Raw genomic sequence first — 20,365 nt, 5'->3', positions numbered from 1 at the left:
CGAACACGCTTCGGCTCAACCACCGAGTTGCAACCTTTCCTGCTGAGGCGCGAAGTCACGCTTCGCGGCGACGAGCAGCGCATCGGGCAGAACGAACAGGCGCGGCGCAGCGGTGTAGAGCAATGCGGCCTCCACAACGCGCCCCGGAAAGATCGCGCGCAAAGCGCCGACATAGGCAGCCATCTGGCGCAGATGGTATTCGGGAATGGCGTCGAGCGTCGCGGGTGCGCGTCGCCCGGTCTTGAAATCCACGACGCGGATTTTGCTGTCAGTGACGATCAGCCGATCGACCGTGCCCGAAATCACATCGCCATCGACGACCGCGACAATCGGTGCTTCGACCAGCGCATCGCCGCTGAAGATATCGGCAAAGGCCGGGTCGGCGAGGATCGCGCAGGCGGCGTCGGCGATTTCGGCGCGCGTTTCGGCATCCGCCACGCCGCCGCTTTTCTCCAGCCAGATCAGCGCGGCGTCACGCCGCCGATCCGCGCCCAGCGAAGGCAGGCGTTCGAACAGCGCATGGAGCAGCCGCCCGCGCTCGGCAGCGTCGCGCATCGCTGGCGATGGCGGCGGGTCGGCGACGCGGTCCTCCCCCAGCGACGACGGGGCGAGCGGTCGCGGCGGGCGCGATTCCTGCGGCGGGTCGCGGTGCAACCAGCCGGGAAGCGCGCTCGGCTCCGGCGCTGTCTGCTGTCCTTCGCGGACCGGCACGGGATCGTGGTGGCTGGTCCCGTCAAAGGTCAGCGCTTCGCTGTCCTCCCCGGCAACCCCAAGCGCCCGCATCGCGGCGCTGGCGGCCTGATACCAGCTCATCTGCGGCGGCACGCCCTTTGCCTTCGGCCCCAGCGCGCCGGTGACGATCAGCTGCTCCTCGGCACGCGTCGCGGCGACGTAAAAGAGCCGCCAATGCTCTTCCAGCTCCTTGCGCTCGGTCTCAGCCATCGCCTCGGCGAGCGGGCCGCCGCGTTCGGCGGCGCGCGGGCGGAAGATCGGCAGGCGTGGCCCCTCCCCCCCCTCGGGGCGCCAACCGAGAATGTCGCGACGGTTCTGCGTCGGATCGACCGTCGCATCGGCAAGAATGACGAGCGGCGCCTGCAACCCCTTTGCGCCATGGGCGGTCATCACCCGCACGGCATCGCGCGGTTGTGAGGGATCGCGGACAATCTCCACCTCGCCCCGGTCGAACCAGTCGAGAAAGCGTTGCAGCGACGGGGTAGAAAGCGCCTCGAACTGAAGCGCAGCGTTGAGCAGTTCCGAAATCGGATCGCGCGCTTCCTCACCCAGCCGTCGCAGCAATTTGCGCCGCCCATCGAGCGGACCGGAGAGGATTTCCTCAAGAAAGCGATAGGGCGTCGCGATATCGGCGCGGCGCAGCAGCGTGTAGAGCGGTTCGAGCCGATCAGGCGTCACCGTGCCGCGAAGATACCGCCAGAGCGATCCGCGCTGCCGCTCCGCCGTTGCCATCAGGTCGTCCTGACTCCAGCCGATCAGCGGCGAGACAAGCAGCGAGGCGAGCGACAGGTCATCGTCGGGCTGAAGCGCGAACCGCACCGCGGCGAGCAGGTCCTGCACGGCAAGCGGCGCGTTGAGGCGCAGGCGATCGACGCCGGCGACCGGCACCCCTTCGGCATAGAGCCGCGCGACGAGCAGCGAGGCGAGTTCGCCGCGCCGCTTGACCAGGATCATCACATCTTCGGGACGAAGCGGCCTGCCCTTGCTTTCGAGCATATGGCCGGAATCGATCATATCGCGCACCGAACGGGCGACGCGCTTTGCAACCTCGCGGGTCGCGTCATCGACCCAGCCCTCTTCCTCCGCATCACTACCGCCCTCGACGACGGGCGGGAGCAGCGTCACGCGGCCCGGCCCGGCCACTTCGCTGGCATGGGGTTCGCTTTCGCTGAAACTGCCCATGCCGGGCTGGGGCAGCGCGGCGATGGCGGCATCGACGAATTCGAGCACCGGCCGGGTCGAGCGGAAGCTATGGGTGAGCGACATGCTTTCGAGCCGGGGCGCATCGACTTCGAAATCGGGCCGCAGATCGGCGAGGCGTTCGAAATGCCGTTCGGCCAGTTCGAAATACCAGGGGTCGGTGCCCTGAAAGCCGAAAATCGCCTGTTTATAATCGCCCACGGTGAACAGCGTACGCGCGCGGTCGCCCCCCGCCCCTTCGCCCGCGAAAAATTCATCGGCCATCGCCTGAACGATGGTCCATTGCGACCAGTTGGTGTCCTGCGCCTCGTCGATCAGGATATGATCGGTGGTCTGGTCGAGTTTGAAGCGGATCCATTCGCCCATGCCGGGCTGGGCCAGCAGGTGGAGCGTCCGGCGGATCAGATCATCGAAATCGACCGCGCCCGCCCGCCGCTTGGCGCGTGCATAGCCCTGCGCATAAGCCCGCCCGACATCGAGCGCGCGGGCCAGCAGATCGGCATAGGCTGCGCGGGCGCGCATCGAGATCAGGTCGGCGCAAACTTCGCCCAGCCTGATCGCGATTTCGGGATAATCGGGATCGGCCTCGATCAGCTTTTTCGAGTAGGCGCGCGGTTCCCCTTTTGTCGTGTGGAACACACCGACCAGCGCGTCGAGCATCGCGGCGCGCGCCTGAGCATCGGCGGCGAGCCAGCGTTCGATCAGATCGCCATGCTGCGTAGCTTGTTTCAGCCCCCAGATGCGGTTGGCGGCAAGGACGCGACGAAGGCCTGCACAATCGAAACGGTCATCGGCGCAGGCAGTAGCGACCTCCTCGTCAATATCGCCTGAGGGCAGGTCGAGCGCGCGGCGGAGATAGGGCTGGATTCCGGTCGGCAGCCGCTCCAGCGCCTCCGGGGCCTTTGCGCAGGCGGCAAGGAATGCCTCGGCCTGCCCCTCACCCATGCGCAACGACAATTCGCCCACCGCATCGGCATAGCGGGTGCCGCCGTTGCGCGCCTCTTCCTCCAGCAATTCGGCGAGCGCTTCGCGGGCGAGTACCGCTTCTTCGCGCGCATCGAGCGGGCGGAAGCCGGGGACCAGCCCCGCCTCGACCGGAAAGGCGGAGAGCAACGTCTGGCAAAAGCTGTGGATCGTCTGAATGCGGATACCGCCGCCGGGTGCGTCGAGCACACGGGCGAAAAGCGTCCGGGCGAGCGCCTGCTGCTCCGGCGTGCCATCCTCACCCAGCGCGCGCAGATCGTTGAACAGATCGTGCCGGTCCATCCGCACCCAGCGGGCGAGCGTATTGCTGATGCGAGAGGCCATTTCGGCGGCCCCGGCCTTGGTAAAGGTCAGGCACAGGATCGCGCCCGGATCGACCCCGCGCAGGAGCAGGCGGAACACGCGCGCGGTGAGCACCTGAGTCTTGCCGGTTCCGGCAGAGGCGGAAAGCCAGACATGACGAACGGGATCGCTCGCCCGCGCCTGATCGCCCTTCAGCGTGGGGAGGCGCTTCACCTCAGCCCCGCTCACGGCCATACCATTCGTCGCGGCGCATTAACTGGTCATAATCGGGATAATTGGCATATTCGGGGTTGAGCTTTGCCGTGAAGGGTTCGGCGCCGGTCAGCCATCGGGCACAGGCTTCGGTGAAGTTTTCGGCGGCGATGGCGACGAAATCCTCTGCGGGCACGGGTTCTTTCTTTTTCGGATCGACCGGCGAGTCGATATAACCGAACCCGCCCTGCACATTGCGCGACAGCGACCAATATTCGAAGGCGCGCGCCGTCCCGTCCACATTGGCGAAGCCGCCGCGTTCGGCGATCAGGCCCAGAAGCCCCAGTTGCAGGCTGAAGCCCGCACGGACAGCACGCGGCGATGGCGGTTTTCCGGTCTTGTAATCGACAATGGCAAGGCCACCATCGGGCAGCCGGTCGATCCGGTCATAGGTGCCCGAAAGCGTCACCCCGGCAATGGCGATCTCCCCGCGTTTTTCGACATCGATGACGCTGCGGCCTGTCGCTGCCTGCGCGGCAAGCTGAGCCGCGATCCAGTCGATCGCTTCCATCAGCCGGGGTTGCCAGAGCGCGCGCATCATCGGATGCGCATCCTTCAGCATGGCGAGCGCACGATCGCGAAGCCGGGTCGGATCGCACTGGTCCTCGCGCGCCCAGATTTCGAGCACGCGGTGCACCTCCGTCCCGCGCCATGCCGCGCTGGGATCGGCATCGACCGCGTCGAGCGGGCTAAGCCCGAGCATCCGCCGCGCGTAAAAAGCGAAGGGGTCGGCTTTGAGGCGGTCGACTTCGGTGACGGACAATTTGGTCGGACGGTCCGCGACCGGCGGGCATGGCGCGGGGCGATCGACCGGGTCGAAGGTCTCCGGACGGTCGAGCGCCATGGCCCAGTCGCCGATATCCGTGGCGCGGGAGAGCCCGCCCGACAGCGCTTCCAGCCGCAGCCAGAAGCGCGAGGCGATGGTCGGCGCGCTGGCATCGCGGCGCGCGCGGGTGAGCAGTACCTGCTGACCGCCCAGTGCATTGGCAAGGTCATGTGCCGAAAGGCCGATACGCCGTTCGAGGCCGGGCAGGTTGAGTTCGCTGCGGATGCGCGGGGCGAGCCAGGGATCGGGCGATGGCAGGCCGGGCCAGACGCCTTCGTTGAGCCCTGCCAGCACCATGACATCGGCGGTCTGAAGCTGCGCCTCCAGCAAACCGTAAATGGCAAGGCGGGGATGGCCGCCCTGTTGCGGGCGAACCGCGCTTTCGTCCATCAGCGTGCGCAGCATGGGCCCAAGCGATGCGGGATCGACCAGTGCCGGACCGCGATCGCCCTCCCGCTCCAGCGCGTCGAGCAGTTGCGCCCCCTGACGCCCGTCGGGGCGCGACCAGAGCATTTCGCCGCACAAAGCCTCGGCGGCTTCGCGCATCGCGGCGATGAGGCTGCTCATCGGCTGCGGCCCGGCGGCGAAGGTCGCGGCAATGGGTTCGAGCAGCGGGCGGGCCGCCTCCCATGGGGCGAGCGCTGCACGGCGGACGGCGCCGGTGCGCCCCTCCTGATCGGCGAGATGCGCATCGATTCCGGATAGCCCCATGGCAGGACGCGGCCCGCGCAGCGCAAGGTCGATCAGCCGGACCCCGCCCAGCCATTCGGTGCGCCCCTCGCCGGCGCGCACCAGCGGATGTTTGAGCAGCCCGAGCAGCGGCAGCGGCGCGAAATGCTGTGCCGCCGCCTCTGCGAGCGCGAGCAGGAAGGTACCGGGCGGCAGCATGGAAAGCGGCTGCCCCGCACTGTCGTCCACCGCGATGTTCCACCGCGCGCAATGCGCCGCGACACGCCGGGCGAGCGCACGATCGGGGGTAACGAGCGCGGCAGTACGTTCCGGCGTCTCCAGCGCCTGACGCAGCGCGATGGCGACTGCCTGCGCCTCGTCGCCCGGCCCCGCAAGTTCGAGCACCGAGACGCCCGACAGACGGCGCTCGGAAGATGGCAGGTCGGTCCAGCCCCGCGTAAATTCGGGAGGGGCGAGCGCATTGGCGATGGCGCGGCTGCGCGGCGGGTCGGCGTCATGCTCGCTCCCGCCGCGCCAGGTGCGCACCTCGCCACGCGCAACGCTCATCCGGTCGAGCAGCAGCTTCAGGTGAAACTGGGGATGCGTTTCGATCGACCGTTTGCGCCTGCCCGTCACCGAATCTTTGGGATGCGGGCCGAGCGCGTCCCACTGATCGTCGGGCATATTGGTGGCAAGGCCGGGCAGCACCACCATGCCGGTCGGAAGATCAGCGACGGTGCGCAGCATCCGCGCGACAGCGGGCGCGGAACCGGTGATCCCGGCGGCACAGACGAACGCGGCGGGCGGGTTCGCCTTCCAGTGGCGCGCGACCCGGTCGAGCAACCGGCGGCGACGCTCGGCAAGGTCGATCCGGCCGAGGCGTTCGAGCTCTTTGGGCCAGCGGTCGAGCACGATTTCGAACAGGCGAAGCGACGCTTCCCAATGCTGCGACAGGCCATCGGTCAGCTCGATCTGGCGAAGCGCGTGCGGCGGCACTTCCTCGACCAGCAACTGGTCGAGCGTTCGGGCAAGTTCTCCGGCAAGCCGCACCGCCTCCGCCGCATCGACGGGTTCGCCGCTGCGCTGACGCTCCTCCGCCACCAGCCGGGCGAGGATCATGCGGCGCTGAAGCGGATCGACGGCGGGAGGAATCGGCTCTGCATCATCGACCGGATCGATAAACGGCCCTGCCGATTCATCGAGTTCGGGATCGCCGATCGCGACCGGTCGCGGGAGCAACAGGCCGTTGCCGCTCGCCCGGACGAACGCATCGCTGATCGTGCGGATCGCGCGGTTGTTGGGGAGCAGGATGACGCCGCGCGCCAGCGTCATCTGATCCTTGCCATAGCGGCGCAGCAATCCGTCGGCGAGCGCGTCGGCAAACGCGCGGTACGACGGAATGGTGTAAAGATGCGGGCCGCGCCGCTCAGCCATCGGCAAGCAGGGTTTCGGTCGCGCGGATCGCCGGCGGCGTGCCGACATCGAACCACTGGCCCTGATGGACCAGCGCAAAGGCGCGCCCCGCCTCTATCGCACGGTCCCAGAACAGATTGGTTGAAAAGGCTCCTTCCGGCCAGTCGCGGATCACGCGCGGCGAAAGCATCTGCACGCCGGTATAGACGAAGGGGGCAAGGCGCCCGGGCTGACGCCGTTCGGTGATCTGCCCGAAGGCGTCGAGATGAAAATCGCCGCGCCCCGCATGGTTGTTGGCGCGCGCAAGCGGAACGACGAGGAGCAGCGCGTCCATCGTCGCATCATCCCATTGCGCAGCGAGCGAACGGATCGCATCGGTGGGGCCGTCGACCCACAGATTGTCGCTGTTGACGCACAGAAAGGGTTCATCGCCGATCAGGTCGCGCGCCTTGACTATGCCGCCGCCGGTTTCGAGCAGCTCGGCGCGCTCATCCGACACGGCAATTTCGATATCCTTCACCCGGCCGCGCAGATGCGCCTCAAGCGCGTCGGCGAGATAATGGACGTTGACCACCGCCTTTTTGATCCCGGCCGAGCGGAGCCGGTCGAAGACGTGATCGATCAGCGGCTTGCCCGCGACTTCGATCAGCGGCTTGGGGCGCATCGCGGTGAGCGGGCGCATCCGCTTGCCCAGCCCCGCCGCCATCACCATCGCGGTATCGGGGACTTTCGCACCGGGATCGGGGCGCAGGCTCTTGGTCTGATGAGTCGTCATTATCCGTTCGCCAGAATCAGGGGGTCACCCCGTCGGTCGGCGGGGATATTCGCATCGAACCATGTCTTCACCGGGACAAGCGCAGGATGCGCGAGGTCGCGTTCGAGATAGCGCCAGACCCGCGGGCAGAGCGCCGCATAACGCGGTTTCGAATCGCGCTTCCACAACCGGGTGAAAATGCCGATGATCTTCGCATTCCGCTGCGCGCCGAGCACATGATAGGCGTTGAGGAAATCGTCGCCCGCGCCGGTGCGGCGGCTGTACCGGCCGAGCACCGCCGCCTCCAGCTCCGCCGGAACGTCGCGGCGCGCATCCTGAAGCAGCGAGACGAGGTCATAGGCCGGATGCCCGGCAAGCGCGTCCTGAAAATCGAGCAGACCCAGCGTTTCGGCCTGCCCGCCGATCAGCATGATATTTTCGGCATGATAGTCGCGCAGCACGGTTACCGCCGGCGTGGCGGGCAACCGGTCGAGCACCGCGTCCCATGCCGCGCGATAGCTTGTCCCATCGACCGTAAGCCCGACCGCCGGGCAATACCATTCGGTGAACAGCCCGGCCTCACGCTGATATTCCTGCCGGTCATAGGGGCGGACGGGCGCGGCCTCATGTTCGGCGAGGCGGACGAGCAGATCGACCGCCGCTTCATACAGGCGAAGCTCGCTTTCGGGTGCCGCATCGACGGTTTCGCGCATCCGCGCGTCGCCGAAATCCTGAAGCAGCACCAGCCCGTGATCGAGGTCGCGCGCCAGAATCTGCGGCGCGGCGAACCCCCGCAGCGACAGCCATTCGGCGATGGCGATAAAGGGGCGCGGATCCTCCTGCGGCGGCGGCGCGTCCATCAGCACCGCGCTTCTTCCCGGCGCGACGACGCGGAAATAGCGGCGGAACGACGCATCTCCGGCAAGCGGCTGGATCGCGGCATCGCCCCAACCGGAACGTGCAAGAAAATCAGATGCCTCTGCGGGCGGATTCATGTCAACGGCCATCGGGCCCTCCATGCCTCCGGCACTCGCGCTGTCAAGGTGCGTGCGCCCGATTCATCGACCGACAGGGTGAGCCACAGGGCATCGGCAAGCCATGCCTCGCCCAGCCGTTCGGGCCATTCGACAACCAGCAGCGAATCCAGCCGCGCTTCGTCAAGGCCAAGCTCGCCCGCCTCGTCCGGCGCCTCGATCCGGTAGAGATCGACATGCAGCACGGGAAAGCGCACCTCAGGCGGGTCATAGGGCTGGACGATCGCAAAGCTGGGCGACGGCGCCTCCCCCGCCAGCCCCAGTTCGGCGAGTAGCCCGCGCGCAATGCTCGTCTTGCCCGCGCCCAGCGGTCCGGTAAGTCCGATCAGGTCGCCCGGCCGCGCGCTCCGCGCCAGCCGCCGCCCGAATGCCTGACTATCCGCTTCGCCCTGAAGGATCATCCGCGCGGCAGTCCGATCGTCATCAACATCCCTTCTCCCGGCTGGGAAAGCATCGTCACCGTACCGCCATGCGCCTCGACAAAGCGTTTGGCGAGCGGCAGGCCGAGCCCGAGCGCGGGATCGCTGCCCGGCCCGACGATTGCCGAGCTGGCGAAGCGGTCGAACGCATGGTTCGCTGCCTCCTGACTCATGCCCGGCCCGTCATCGGACACGATGATCCGCGCCGAATCGGCATCGCCATCGACATGCAGCAACAGCCGCCCGCCGGGGCCGAGGCCGTTGATCGAAAAGCGCAGCAAATGCTCGATTGCCTGACGGATGCGGCGCGGATCACCGCGCACCGTTCCCGCCGAACCATGAACATCGAGCGCAAGCACGACGCCGCGCTCGGCAGCGATCGGAGCCAGCGTTTCGGCGGCGGCACCGGCGATATGTTCGAGGTCGACGGGCTCGCGCGGTATCTCCTCATCCCCTTCGGTGAGGTCGAGCACATCGTCGATCAGCGTCGAGAGCCGGGTCACCGATTGGAGGATCGCCTCGGCATAGCCGGTCCCGGCGGCGCTCAGCTGCCCGGCATAGCCGCCGTGGAGCATCTCGGTGAACCCCTTGATCGAGGTGAGCGGCGTGCGCAGTTCATAGCTCATATTGGCGACGAACGCGCTCTTCACCCGGTCGGCGGTTTCCAGCGCCTCGTTGCGGTCGCGAAGCGCCTGTTCGATTCGTTTGCTGTCCGAAATGTCGAGCATGGTGAACAGCGCGTTGCCGTCGGGCAGCGGGACTGCCGTCAGTTCGAAATGGCGCCCGTCGGTGAACGCGATCCGGCCGCCGCGCTGTTTGCGTTCGACCGTAGCCGAGCGCACGAGCTCGCTGATCAGCGCAGTCTGGCGGGGATCGCTAAGCCTTGCCTCGCCTGCCTTCACCAGCGCATCGATGCGCGGGTGCCGGGCGAGCAGATCTTCGTCAAAATCCCATACGCGGCGGAATTTTTCGTTCCACAGCTGCAACCGCCCGTCCGAAGCGAAGACGCCGAGCGATTCGAACAGGTTGTCGAACATCGCGGTCCGCACGCGCAGCAGCGTGTCGCGCGCGCTGGCCAGCTGCACCTGTTCGGTGCGATCCTCGAAGATGATGAGCAGCCCGCCCTCGGGCAGCGGCTGGGCGACAACGCGCAGATGGATACCGCCGGGCAGGTGCCAGCTTTCCTCGATCTCCGGGCTTTGCGCGTGAAACCATTCGCGCCGCTCGGCCTTCCAGCCGGGAAAGTCGCGCACTTCGGGCAGACGGCTGGATTCGCGCATCCGTTCGAGCACGCGATCGAATTCGGGGCGATCGGCCAGCCATTCGGGACGCATCGCGAACATGCGCCGAAACGGCTGATTGCAGAAGATCAGCGAGCGGTCGGCGGCGAACTGCGCCACGCCCGCTGAGAGCCGGTCGAGCATTGCGCGCTGCGCATCGGCAAAGCGTTTCAGCCCGCCGCGCGCCTGTTCCAGCTCCTCGATATCGACCGCGAAACCGGCTGCGCCGCCGTCGAACAGCGGCAGGTCGTGAATGCGCAGCATCCGCCGCTCGCCCTTAATGATCGCAGGGACGGCCGCGGTTTGCGGATGGCCGGTATCGCGCGCGATCGCGGCGTTGGCGAGCGGGCCGCCCATACCCGATCCTTCGATCAGTTCGATCTGCTGATCGATCACCTGCGCATGGTTGGCGGCATCGACGGCATGGACATACGCGGTGTTGACCATGGCGAGGCGAAGCTCGCGATTGCGATACCACATCGGCATCGGCGCTGCCTCGATCAGCGCGGTGAGCGAGGTAAAGGCAGCGCGAAGCTCCTCCGCTTCCTCGCCCAGCCGCGCTGCCCGGCTCTGAAGCTCCGAAGCGTCGAACATCCAGATCAGCACGCCGCCCGGCGCGTTCAGCCGGTCCGGCGCGCGCTGCCCCACTGCGAGCAGCGAGCGCGCGCCGCGTTTGACGCGAAGCGACAGGCGAAACGGCGCGCCCGCCCGGCGTGCCGCGGTCACGGCATCGCTGAAGATACGAAAATCGTCTTCGTCCAGCCCGGCATCAGCGGTGGCAAGATCGTCAATCGTCGCCGGTTGATCGACAAGGCCGAGCCACAGGCCCAAAGTCGGAGAGGAATCGACCCGCGAATCCGACCGGACGATCATGACCAGCGCCGGCGAGGAATCGAGAAACGCCTGCTGACGCGCATTTTCGCCGATCAGCGCTGTGCCCATGCGCAACCGCCGTGTCCCGACGAACAGCAGTGCGAGCCCGACCACCAGCACCGCCGCAAGCAGCACGCCGACCATGACCGCCTGAATCTCGGTCAGCCGGATCATGATGGTATCGCAGATTGTGGCTGCCGGGCATGCGTCATTCGCACTTCTTTAAGCGATCATCACCGCTTGCGAAACGCATTCGCCAAATTCGACATGCAAAAAAGAAACGGGCCGCGATCCCGTTAGGATGCGGCCCGTCGCTTTGGCTTCGCCTGTGCCGCACAAAGGTGCGACGCTTGCGATCAATAGCGGTAATGTTCCGGCTTGAACGGCCCTTCGACCGGCACGCCGATATAATCGGCCTGCTTCTGGCTGAGCTTGGTCAGCTTCACGCCCAGCTTGTCGAGGTGCAGCGCCGCAACCTTTTCGTCGAGATGCTTGGGCAGAACGTACACGTCGTTCTTATAATTGTCGTGCCGTTCCCAAAGCTCGAGCTGCGCCAGCACCTGATTGGTGAAGCTGGAGCTCATCACGAAGCTCGGATGGCCGGTGGCGCAGCCCAGATTGACGAGACGACCGCGCGCCAGAACGATGATCTGCTTGCCGTCCGGGAACTCGACGAGGTCGACCTGCGGCTTAATCTCGGTCCATTTATAGTTGGACAGAGCCGAAATCTGAATTTCGCTGTCGAAATGGCCGATATTGCAGACGATCGCCATGTTCTTCATCGCCTTCATATGTTCGGCGGTGATGACATCGGCATTGCCGGTGGCGGTGACGAAGATGTCGGCGCGCTTCACCGCATCTTCCATCGTGACGACTTCATAGCCTTCCATCGCCGCCTGCAGCGCGCAGATCGGGTCGATTTCGGTCACGAGCACGCGAGCGCCGCCATTGCGGAGGCTGTCCGCCGAACCCTTGCCCACATCGCCGAAACCGCACACGCATGCGACCTTACCGGCCAGCATGACGTCGGTCGCGCGGCGGATCGCGTCGACCAGCGATTCCTTACAACCATAAAGATTGTCGAACTTCGACTTGGTGACGGAGTCGTTGACGTTGATCGCCGGGAAGGGAAGCGCGCCCTTCTTCGACAGGTGATAGAGGCGATGCACGCCGGTGGTGGTTTCTTCCGAAACGCCGCGAATGTTCTTCACGGTTTCGGTGAGATAGCCCGGACGCGCCTTCACGAACGCTTTCAGCGCGCGCTGCATCTCGATCTCTTCTTCATTTTCCGGCTCGGGCATGGTGTCGCCCGCTTCCAGACGTGCGCCCCACAGCGCGAACATGGTGGCATCGCCGCCATCGTCGAGGATCAGATTGCAGGTTTCGTCGCCCCAGTCAAAAATCCGGCCGACATAGTCCCAGTAATCGGCGATCGATTCACCCTTTACCGCGAAGACCGGAACGCCGCTTTCGGCGATCGCTGCCGCCGCATGGTCCTGCGTCGAATAGATGTTGCAGGTCGCCCAGCGCACATCGGCACCCAGTGCGGTCAGCGTTTCGATCAGCACCGCGGTCTGGATCGTCATGTGCAGCGAACCGGTGATGCGCGCGCCCTTGAGCGGCTTTGCGCTGCCATATTCCTTGCGCAGCGCCATCAGGCCGGGCATTTCGGTTTCGGCGATCTCGATCTCCTTGCGGCCATAGCCGGCAAGCGAAATGTCCTTGATCACATAGTCCTGGGCTTCGGCGACAGTTGCCACTGGTCAAATCTCCTGGATCGTGAATGTATGGGTTGCCGGGGGCACGATGCCCGCCGCCATGTGCTCCCTCACCTAATCGCTGGGCGGCGGGAAAGCAAACCTTATATAAAGAATCCTTTATATCGGGTTTCGGGCGCGCCCCGTTTATGCGCTGCCGCCGTCCGCGACCAGCAGGCGCGGGTCGATACCCGCCTGGCCGAACGCCGCTTCCCAGCGGCGGTCGACATCGGTGTCGAAGATGAGGTCCGGTTCGGCGGGGGTATTGAACCAGCCGATCCGGGTCATTTCCTCGTCCAGCTGCCCCTCGCCCCATCCGGCATAGCCGAGCGCGACGATCCAGTCGGCAGGGCCGTTGCCCGCCGCAATCGCCTTCAGCACATCGAGCGTGCCCGACAAGGCCCAGCGGCCGGCGACCTCCACCGTATCCTGCCCCGCCCAGTCGGGCGAATGGAGGATGAAGCCCCGGCGCGGCTCCACCGGCCCGCCGAAATGGATGGGCGCGTCGGGCGCTTCGCCCGGATCGATATCGAACTGGCCGAGCAGATCGTGCAGCCCCAGCCCGTCGATCACCGCGCCGACTCCGATACCCATCGCGCCATCGGGATCATGGGCGCATATGGCGATGACCGCGCGTTCGAATCTGGGATCGCCGATCCCCGGCATCGCGAGGAGAAACTGGCCGGTTAGAAAGCGACATGAGTCCATGATTATTCAAATAGTGCACTGCGCCCTGTTGTTCCACGCTTGAAAAGCGGGGCCTTCCATCCGAGTTTCCGCCGTGGCACGCATCTGAGGCACAACCATGAAGGAAACAGGATTATGACGATCAAGGTCGGGGACACCGTCCCCAATGTAACGCTCGTACGCGTCACCGAAAACGGCCCGGACAAGGTTGAGGCGCAGGAATATTTCAAGGGCCGGAAAGTCGCACTCTTCTCCGTGCCCGGCGCGTTCACGCCGACCTGCTCGGCCAAGCATCTTCCCGGCTTCGTCGAAAAGGCCGATGATCTGAAGGCCAAAGGCGTCGACGAAATCGCCTGCACCGCAGTCAACGATGCATTCGTGCTGTCGGCCTGGCAGCAGCAGAACGATGCCGGGGACATCACCATGCTCGCCGACGGTAACGGCGAATTCGCGAAAGCGCTGGGGCTGGAAATGGACGGCAGCGGCTTCGGCCTCGGCACGCGCGGCCAGCGGTTCGCGATGATCGTTAATGACGGCAAGGTAGAGAAGGTCGACGTCGAAGCACCGGGCGAATTCCGCGTCAGCTCAGCCGAACATATGCTCGAAACCATGTAATAGTCGCTCGGCGCCCGGAACAAGGAACCCGGGCGCCGATGCCGGAGTTGATGGGGCAAGCAAAAAGGGAAGCTATTCATGGCCAATACACCGACCAGCCCCGATACCACGCCAGACCCGGCGACCAATAGCAGCGACACGCAGGATGCTGTTTCGAAAAAGGCAAAGAAAAGCGCGCGTGCCACTAAAGAAAAAGTGAGCCGCACCGCGCACGACGCTTCGGCAGCGGCTAAGAAGCGGCCTTATGCCGCCGTCGCACTTGCCACCGGCGCGCTTGTCGCCATCGGCGGCGCTGCATTCGGCATCTTCCGCGTGACCGGAAAGAAAAAGGACGATGCGCGCAAACCGCCGCATGTCAAGCCGAGCGCAACCTGAAACCGGCCCGACGAGCGGCGAAAAAACAAGGCGGAGTCTTGCACTCGTAACCTTCAGGCTTTAGCCGCGAACGATGACGCAAGCTTCCGATATCGTCGCCGAACTCGATCGGCTCTATACCGCTTCGGTCGGCCGTCTTCGCGCCGCGCTCGACCAGTATCTTTCGACCGGCAAGCCGCCCGCGCCCGAAGCGCGCCATGACGGGTCGTTCGCTTATCCCGAAATCCGCCTGCGTTATCGCGGCGGGGTGGATCAGCCGACGCCGGCGCGCTCGTTCGGGCGGCTGGTCGAACCTGGCGCTTATCGGATCAGCGTTACCAAGCCCGGGATCTTCGCCGATTATCTTACGGAGCAGCTTACGCTGCTGATGGAAGATTATGACGTGGAGGTCGATGCGGTCCCCGGCACGCAGGAAATTCCCTTCCCTTATGTGCTCGACCCCGGTCATGCGTTCAGCCTGGACGAAGTATCGGCGAGCGAGCTGGCACGCTATTTCCCAGCGACCGAGCTTGCCAATATCGGCGATGAGATCGCGGACGGCACCTGGGTGCAGGACGAAGGCGAGGAGCGCCCGCTCGCGCTGTTCGACGCGCTGCGCACCGATTTTTCGCTCGCGCGATTGCGCCATTATACCGGCACGCCGCCCGAACATACGCAGCGCTATATCCTCTTCACCAACTATCATCGCTATGTCGATGAATTCGTCCGCTGGGCCTGTTCGCAGCTTGGCGAGGGCAGCCGCTTTACTGCGGTGTCGGGCGCGGGCGGGATCATGGTCGAGCGCGGCGAGGATGTCGACAAGCTGGTCACCGACAGCGCGTGGCGGCGGCATCAGATGCCTGCCTATCACCTGATCGCACCCGATCGCGCTGGGATCACGCTGGTCAATATTGGTGTCGGCCCGTCCAATGCGAAGACGATCTGCGACCATCTCGCCGTGCTGCGGCCGGAAGCATGGCTGATGATCGGCCATTGCGGCGGGCTTCGCCCCAGCCAGCGGATCGGCGATTATGTGCTCGCCCATGCCTATCTGCGCGACGACCATGTGCTCGACGATGTGTTGCCGCCCGAAATCCCGGTTCCGGCAATTGCGGAAGTGCAGCAGGCGCTAGCCCGCGCAGCCGAGAGCGTATCGGGCCAGTCGGGCGACAAGCTCAAGCGCCGCCTGCGCACCGGCACGATCGTCACGACTGACGATCGCAACTGGGAGCTCAGCTATTCCAAATCGGCGCTGCGCTTTTCGCTCAGCCGCGCGGTCGGGATCGACATGGAATCAGCGACGATCGCCGCACAGGGCTATCGCTTCCGCGTGCCTTACGGGACGCTGCTATGCGTATCGGACAAGCCGCTGCATGGCGAATTGAAGCTGCCGGGACAGGCCAACCGCTTCTACGAACGCGCGATCAACGAACATATGCGTATCGGCATCGAAACCTGCGAGCAACTACGCCGCGAAGGCCCCGGCCTGCACAGCCGGAAGCTGCGCGCCTTCAACGAACCGCCGTTTCGGTGAGGGGTTGAGGCGCGCGCCGACTGAATGGCAGGAAGTGCCCCAACTGCGGCCGTCAGAACATTCGTGAGCGCAAGCCGAAAGCTGCCACCTTCAGATTGACAACGACGACCTATTCCGGGCAGCATCGTGTTGGCTGATGCCGCCGGCCGCTCGCGCCCTTGGGCATGGTGAAGGCATCGAGACTTGATCTTCACCGGATAGTCCGCCCGGCGATGGATCGGTAACGCGAGCATCCGATGTGCTGTCGTCGGCGCGAGGAACTATCATGCCTACGATTGATCAAGCCAAGGTAATGGCGAAACGTCTGCGCTCGGCGCTGGCGGCGCGCGAGATCGAGATACCTCATGCTCTCAGTCTCGAACTGATCGCAGCCGAACTCGGGCATCGCGACTGGAATACGGCCGCTGCAACGCTTTCGCCATCGACGACGGGGAGCATGTCGTTTCGACAAACGATACCAATCCTGAGGATTTTCGATGTCGCGAAAGCTCGGGAATTTTATTGCGATTTCCTAGGCTTCGTGGTGACGATGGAGCATCGTTTCGAACCGCGCATGCCGCTTTACATGGGCGTCGAGCGAGCAGGATTGGAACTCCATCTGTCCGAGCACCATGGCGACGCCAGCCCCGGCTCAACCGCATTCGTGTGGATGAAGGGGATTAAGCTGTTTCATGCCGAATTGATCTCGAAGCAATACGGATATGGGCGGCCAGGCGTCGTTCGCCAGCCTTGGGGCCAGCAAATGGAAGTGCACGACCCTTTCGGAAATCGCATTCGCTTTTGCCAGAAGCACAGTTAAAGTTCGGAGCGGTCGTTCACCTGGTTTGGACGACCGCTTCTCACATTCGATCGGTCAAAAGCCACCTGACCGCTTCCCACCCAAAATCTGCCATATCGGGGTTTACTTCCCTCGAAGCTATTCTGCAGCCCACAATAGCCTCCTTTACTCGCTCAGAAACGCCGCAACCTCCTCGCCCATTTCTCGCTTGGTCACCGCGCTCATATGGTTGCCGGGGATGACCGCAAGGCGACCGTTCGGGATCAGGTCGGCGAGGTCAGCGGACGAGCCGTTATCGTCGTCATCCTCACCCGTCAGGGCGAGTACCGGCTGCTGGATCGCGGCGAGCGTGGCGCGGGGGGTATCGACGAACGTGTCGAGGATGCGGATCAGCGCCTTGGGATCGCCCTTGGTGGTTTTCAGAAACGCTTCGGTCATGAAGCCGGGCGATCCGCGTTCGAACGTGCCGAGATTGTTCAGGACATGGCGGAAATGCTCGCCGCGACCTGCGGTATCGGTCATGCCCGACAGGCCCATTCCGGCGAACACGATGCGGCGCGGATTGGCACCATTCGCCATCATCCGCGCCGAGGTGCGCGCGCCGAGCGAATAGCCTGCAAGGTCGTATTCGCCAAGGCCGAGATGCGCGATCAGCGCGAACTGGTCGTGCATCAGCACATCGGGGGGATAGCTTGCCGCGTCATGCGGTTTGGCGCTGTCGCCATGCGCGCGCAGGTCAGGCATGATGACCCGAAAGCCCTTCGCCGCAATCCGCTCGGCATGGCCATAGCGAATCCAGTTCACCTCGGCATTCGAGAAATAGCCGTGGATGAGCAGCAGGTCGCGCCCCTGCCCCATCTCGCGCCAAGCAAGGCGCGTCCCATCGAAACTGTCGAAAAATTGCGGTTCGATGCTCGTCTCAGCCACGTACTATCCTCAATTCCAGCGAAGCGGCGCGTGCCCATGAGCCGCGCCGCTCCCAATATGCTCAATCCGCCTTTTGCAGGTGTCGGCGGCCGAGCAGTTCAGCGATCTGCACGGCGTTCAATGCGGCACCTTTACGCAGATTGTCGCTGACGCACCAAAGCGCGATGCCGTTATCGACGGTCGGATCGTCACGAACGCGGCTGACGAATGTTGCATATTCGCCAACGCATTCGACCGGCGTGACATAGCCGCCATCTTCACGCTTATCGACCAGCATGATGCCGGGGGCTTCACGCAGGATATTCTGCGCTTCCTCTGCCGAAAGTTCGTTTTCGAACTCGACATTGATCGATTCGGCGTGGCCGACGAACACCGGCACGCGGACGCAGGTGGCGTTCACCTTCACCTTCGGGTCCATGATCTTCTTGGTCTCGACGACCATCTTCCACTCTTCCTTGGTCGAGCCGTCTTCGAGGAAGACGTCGATATGCGGGATGACGTTGAAGGCGATCTGCTTGGTAAACTTCACCGGCTCGTTCGAATCGCCGACAAAGATATTGCGGCTCTGTTCGAACAGTTCGTCCATGCCGCTTTTGCCCGCGCCCGACACCGACTGATAGGTGGAGACGACAACGCGCTTGATCGTCGCTGCATCGTGCAGCGGCTTCAGCGCGACGACCATCTGCGCGGTCGAGCAATTGGGGTTGGCGATGATATTCTTCGCGCGGTACCCGTCGATGGCTTCCGGGTTCACCTCGGGCACGATCAGCGGAACGTCCGGGTCCATGCGATAGAGCGACGAATTGTCGATCACCGTGCAGCCGGCAGCGGCGAATTTCGGCGCATAGACCTTCGTCGCTTCCGATCCGATCGCGAACAGCGCGATATCGAACCCGGCGGGGTCGAAATGCTCGATATTCTTGACCTTAAGTTTTCGGCCCGTCTCGCCATATTCGATTTCCGTGCCGATCGAGCGCGAGGAAGCCAGCGCGACGATTTCGTCGGCCGGGAATTCCCGCTCGGCAAGGATGTTCAGCATTTCGCGGCCCACATTGCCTGTGGCTCCGGCGACGGCGACCCGATAACCCATGGTCGGTGTTGTCCTTTCTAGTTGCGCGGCGTCGCCTATCGCGAAGCGTGCGCACATGCCAACAAAAATGCGTTTGGGGCGGTAAAGGCGCACGATTCATACCGTGCGGTGCGGAAGCATAGAGGTGGCGATTTCGCCCCCGATCCGCAAGGCATGGATCGGGATCAGGTATAGCGGGCGGGGTCAATCATCGACGGCGTGACTTCGTCCGCCGGGTCCATCGTGCCGGGATAGGGCGATCCGGGATGGCGTTCGATCTTGCGCCGGACGACCGGCGCTTCGTCCTCGACATGAAGCGCGTGCAGCGCCTCGCTATTGGCAATATCGGCATGGGTGCGCCGCTCGTTATAGCGGACATAATCGAGCCAGGTCGGTGCCTGATAGCGTTCGATCCACAGCGTCTCGTCATTCAGGTCCTGCAACAGGCGCCAGCGGCGCGCGCCGTCGCGAATACGGATGCGGCGGCGTTCGGCCATGACGTCCATGAACGCCTGCCAGTTTTCGCGGGGCACGCGATATTCGATCGTGATGACGACCGGCCCGCTGCGCGCCTCCACCGGCACGCTTGTTTCGGGTTCGCGCCAGCGATTGAGCGGGTCGAGATTGTCGCCGCCCATATCGGGCAGGCGGCGAAGCAGGCCGATGGCGAACACGATCAGTTGCAGCAGCCCGGCAATGATGAGTGCGGCGCTGACGCCGCGCGCATCGGCCAGCGAGCCGAACAGCCAGCTCCCCGCGGCCATCCCGCCGAACGTCACGAGCTGATACAGCGACACTGCGCGCGCCACGACCCAGCGCGGCGAACCGAGCTGGATCGAGGCGTTGAAGGTGGAGAGCGCCAGCACCCAGCCGCCGCCTGCCAGTGCGAGCGCGGGCATGGTGAGCAAAATGCTGCGGCTGAGCCCCGCGCCCACTGCCCCGATCAAAAAGGCAAGCGACGCCGAACGCACGATCAGTTCGGTCGAAAAATTCGTGCGAATACGCGAAATATTGACCGCAGCCGCAACGGCTCCCAGCCCGAAAGCGCCGAGCAGCAGGCCATAAGTCAGCGGGCCGCCTTTGACCAGATCGCGCGCGACCAGCGGCATCAGCGACGATATGGCCGAGGAGAACAGCCCGAACACGCCAGCGCGCACCATGATCGTCTTGAGCGCGGGCGACATCAGGACATAGCGCACCCCTGCCCCCACCGCGCTGCCCAGCCGCTCGCGCGGCAGGTGATTTTCCGGCACCTCGCGCTTCCAGCCGAGCAGCACCGCGATCAGCCCGACATAGCTCAGCGCATTGACCAGAAACGCACTCGCTGCACCCGCCGCCGCGACGATCACACCGCCCAGCGCCGGGCCGACGCTGCGCGCGATGTTGAACGACATGCTGTTATAGGCGATCGCGCTCGATAGCAGCGGTTTGGGCACCATCTCCCCCACCGAAGCTTGCCATGCCGGGCCGTTAAGCGCGGTGCCGCAGCCGATCAGAAAGGTGAAGGCAAGCAGCATCCACGGGGTGAGCACGCCCAGCAGCCCGCAAATGGCGAGCGCGCTTGCCGCGCAGAGCATCAGGGTTTGCGCGGCGAGCATGATCTTGCGCCGGTCGAAATTATCGGCAACCGCGCCGCTGACCAGCGCGAGCATCATGACCGGCAGCGTCGTCGATGCCTGAACCAGCGCCACCAGAGTCGCCGACCCCGACAGCGATACCATCATCCATGACGCGCCGATCGACTGAATCAGCGTGCCGAAGTTGGAGAGAAGGTTGGCGCCCCAGATCATGCGATAGATCGGCACGCCAAAGGGGGACGCGGGAATGGCGCTCCCCCCTGCCTGCCGATCCTCCATGCCGTGCCGCCCCTTCTCTTGCTGCGTATGTCAGCGCGCGACCGGTACG

The 20,365-nt window shown here is 64.8% G+C and carries 15 protein-coding genes; 4 read left to right on the top strand and 11 right to left on the bottom strand.

The genetic code is table 11. The features are described from left to right. Positions 1-15: 15 nt before the first annotated feature. The 8 genes from addA to EV664_RS14560 form a co-directional block, all read right to left on the bottom strand. Positions 16-3,453: a double-strand break repair helicase AddA gene (gene addA / locus EV664_RS14595; RefSeq protein ID WP_133496456.1), complete on the bottom strand. Its 3,438-nt coding sequence runs from the start codon at positions 3,451-3,453 to the stop codon at positions 16-18. Beyond that, the gene (addB, locus tag EV664_RS14590) at positions 3,434-6,400 is read right to left on the bottom strand and encodes a double-strand break repair protein AddB (RefSeq protein ID WP_133496455.1); all 2,967 of its coding nucleotides are present in this window, start codon (positions 6,398-6,400) and stop codon (positions 3,434-3,436) included. Before addB ends, addA begins: the two co-directional genes overlap by 20 nt. Next, on the bottom strand, positions 6,393-7,154 hold the full coding sequence (locus EV664_RS14585; RefSeq protein ID WP_133496454.1) for a nucleotidyltransferase family protein: 762 nt from the start codon (positions 7,152-7,154) through the stop codon (positions 6,393-6,395). Before EV664_RS14585 ends, addB begins: the two co-directional genes overlap by 8 nt. Further along, positions 7,154-8,128, bottom strand: coding sequence for an aminoglycoside phosphotransferase family protein (locus EV664_RS14580; protein ID WP_133496489.1), 975 nt, complete (start codon positions 8,126-8,128; stop codon positions 7,154-7,156). Before EV664_RS14580 ends, EV664_RS14585 begins: the two co-directional genes overlap by 1 nt. After that, a complete protein-coding gene (gene tsaE, locus EV664_RS14575) occupies positions 8,125-8,568 on the bottom strand; it encodes a tRNA (adenosine(37)-N6)-threonylcarbamoyltransferase complex ATPase subunit type 1 TsaE (RefSeq protein WP_133496453.1) in 444 nt (147 codons plus the stop codon). The genes EV664_RS14580 and tsaE overlap by 4 nt, the downstream gene beginning before the upstream one ends. Next, positions 8,565-10,913: a sensor histidine kinase gene (locus EV664_RS14570; RefSeq protein ID WP_133496452.1), complete on the bottom strand. Its 2,349-nt coding sequence runs from the start codon at positions 10,911-10,913 to the stop codon at positions 8,565-8,567. Before EV664_RS14570 ends, tsaE begins: the two co-directional genes overlap by 4 nt. Before the next feature lie 182 nt (positions 10,914-11,095). Beyond that, positions 11,096-12,499 (bottom strand): adenosylhomocysteinase, encoded by a 1,404-nt coding sequence (gene ahcY / locus EV664_RS14565; protein WP_133496451.1) that lies wholly within the window; start codon positions 12,497-12,499, stop codon positions 11,096-11,098. Between the two features lie 144 nt (positions 12,500-12,643). Beyond that, entirely contained in the window at positions 12,644-13,204 is a 561-nt protein-coding gene (locus tag EV664_RS14560; protein WP_133496450.1) for a YqgE/AlgH family protein, read from the bottom strand. Positions 13,205-13,318: 114 nt separating this feature from the next. Here EV664_RS14560 and EV664_RS14555 point away from each other — a divergent pair, with 114 nt between their 5' ends. The 4 genes from EV664_RS14555 to EV664_RS14540 all read left to right on the top strand — a co-directional run bounded on the left by EV664_RS14555 (position 13,319) and on the right by EV664_RS14540 (position 16,485). Further along, positions 13,319-13,798: a peroxiredoxin gene (locus tag EV664_RS14555; protein WP_133496449.1), complete on the top strand. Its 480-nt coding sequence runs from the start codon at positions 13,319-13,321 to the stop codon at positions 13,796-13,798. A 78-nt stretch (positions 13,799-13,876) separates the two neighbouring features. Then, positions 13,877-14,173, top strand: coding sequence for a hypothetical protein (locus EV664_RS14550; protein WP_133496448.1), 297 nt, complete (start codon positions 13,877-13,879; stop codon positions 14,171-14,173). Positions 14,174-14,246: 73 nt separating this feature from the next. Then, the gene (locus tag EV664_RS14545; RefSeq protein WP_133496447.1) at positions 14,247-15,686 is read left to right on the top strand and encodes an AMP nucleosidase; all 1,440 of its coding nucleotides are present in this window, start codon (positions 14,247-14,249) and stop codon (positions 15,684-15,686) included. 265 nt (positions 15,687-15,951) lie between these two features. After that, the gene (locus EV664_RS14540; RefSeq protein WP_133496446.1) at positions 15,952-16,485 is read left to right on the top strand and encodes a glyoxalase superfamily protein; all 534 of its coding nucleotides are present in this window, start codon (positions 15,952-15,954) and stop codon (positions 16,483-16,485) included. Between the two features lie 144 nt (positions 16,486-16,629). On the opposite strand, the gene EV664_RS14535 is transcribed toward EV664_RS14540, so the two are convergent. From EV664_RS14535 to EV664_RS14525, 3 genes are all read right to left on the bottom strand, one after another. Beyond that, positions 16,630-17,391, bottom strand: a complete 762-nt coding sequence (locus tag EV664_RS14535) for an alpha/beta fold hydrolase (protein ID WP_373287521.1) — start codon at positions 17,389-17,391, stop codon at positions 16,630-16,632. 61 nt (positions 17,392-17,452) lie between these two features. Then, entirely contained in the window at positions 17,453-18,481 is a 1,029-nt protein-coding gene (locus EV664_RS14530; protein WP_133496445.1) for an aspartate-semialdehyde dehydrogenase, read from the bottom strand. Positions 18,482-18,645: 164 nt separating this feature from the next. Continuing rightward, on the bottom strand, positions 18,646-20,316 hold the full coding sequence (locus tag EV664_RS14525) for an MFS transporter (RefSeq protein ID WP_133496444.1): 1,671 nt from the start codon (positions 20,314-20,316) through the stop codon (positions 18,646-18,648). Positions 20,317-20,365: the final 49 nt, after the last annotated feature.

The organism is Stakelama pacifica, from assembly GCF_004361835.1.
GTDB classification, from domain to species: domain Bacteria; phylum Pseudomonadota; class Alphaproteobacteria; order Sphingomonadales; family Sphingomonadaceae; genus Sphingomonas; species Sphingomonas pacifica.
The sequence above is the reverse complement of the archived record's forward strand: the minus strand, read 5'-3'. Positions and strand labels throughout refer to the sequence as shown.

Bases quoted from the DNA above. Each gene is read 5' to 3' on its own strand.
- addA (WP_133496456.1), bottom strand. From the start codon at position 3,453: ATGGCCGTGAGCGGGGCTGAGGTGAAGCGCCTCCCCACGCTGAAGGGC.
- addB (WP_133496455.1), bottom strand. From the start codon at position 6,400: ATGGCTGAGCGGCGCGGCCCGCATCTTTACACCATTCCGTCGTACCGC.
- EV664_RS14585 (WP_133496454.1), bottom strand. From the start codon at position 7,154: ATGACGACTCATCAGACCAAGAGCCTGCGCCCCGATCCCGGTGCGAAA.
- EV664_RS14580 (WP_133496489.1), bottom strand. From the start codon at position 8,128: ATGAATCCGCCCGCAGAGGCATCTGATTTTCTTGCACGTTCCGGTTGG.
- tsaE (WP_133496453.1), bottom strand. From the start codon at position 8,568: ATGATCCTTCAGGGCGAAGCGGATAGTCAGGCATTCGGGCGGCGGCTG.
- EV664_RS14570 (WP_133496452.1), bottom strand. From the start codon at position 10,913: ATGATCCGGCTGACCGAGATTCAGGCGGTCATGGTCGGCGTGCTGCTT.
- EV664_RS14560 (WP_133496450.1), bottom strand. From the start codon at position 13,204: ATGGACTCATGTCGCTTTCTAACCGGCCAGTTTCTCCTCGCGATGCCG.
- EV664_RS14555 (WP_133496449.1), top strand. From the start codon at position 13,319: ATGACGATCAAGGTCGGGGACACCGTCCCCAATGTAACGCTCGTACGC.
- EV664_RS14550 (WP_133496448.1), top strand. From the start codon at position 13,877: ATGGCCAATACACCGACCAGCCCCGATACCACGCCAGACCCGGCGACC.
- EV664_RS14545 (WP_133496447.1), top strand. From the start codon at position 14,247: ATGACGCAAGCTTCCGATATCGTCGCCGAACTCGATCGGCTCTATACC.
- EV664_RS14540 (WP_133496446.1), top strand. From the start codon at position 15,952: ATGCCTACGATTGATCAAGCCAAGGTAATGGCGAAACGTCTGCGCTCG.
- EV664_RS14530 (WP_133496445.1), bottom strand. From the start codon at position 18,481: ATGGGTTATCGGGTCGCCGTCGCCGGAGCCACAGGCAATGTGGGCCGC.
- EV664_RS14525 (WP_133496444.1), bottom strand. From the start codon at position 20,316: ATGGAGGATCGGCAGGCAGGGGGGAGCGCCATTCCCGCGTCCCCCTTT.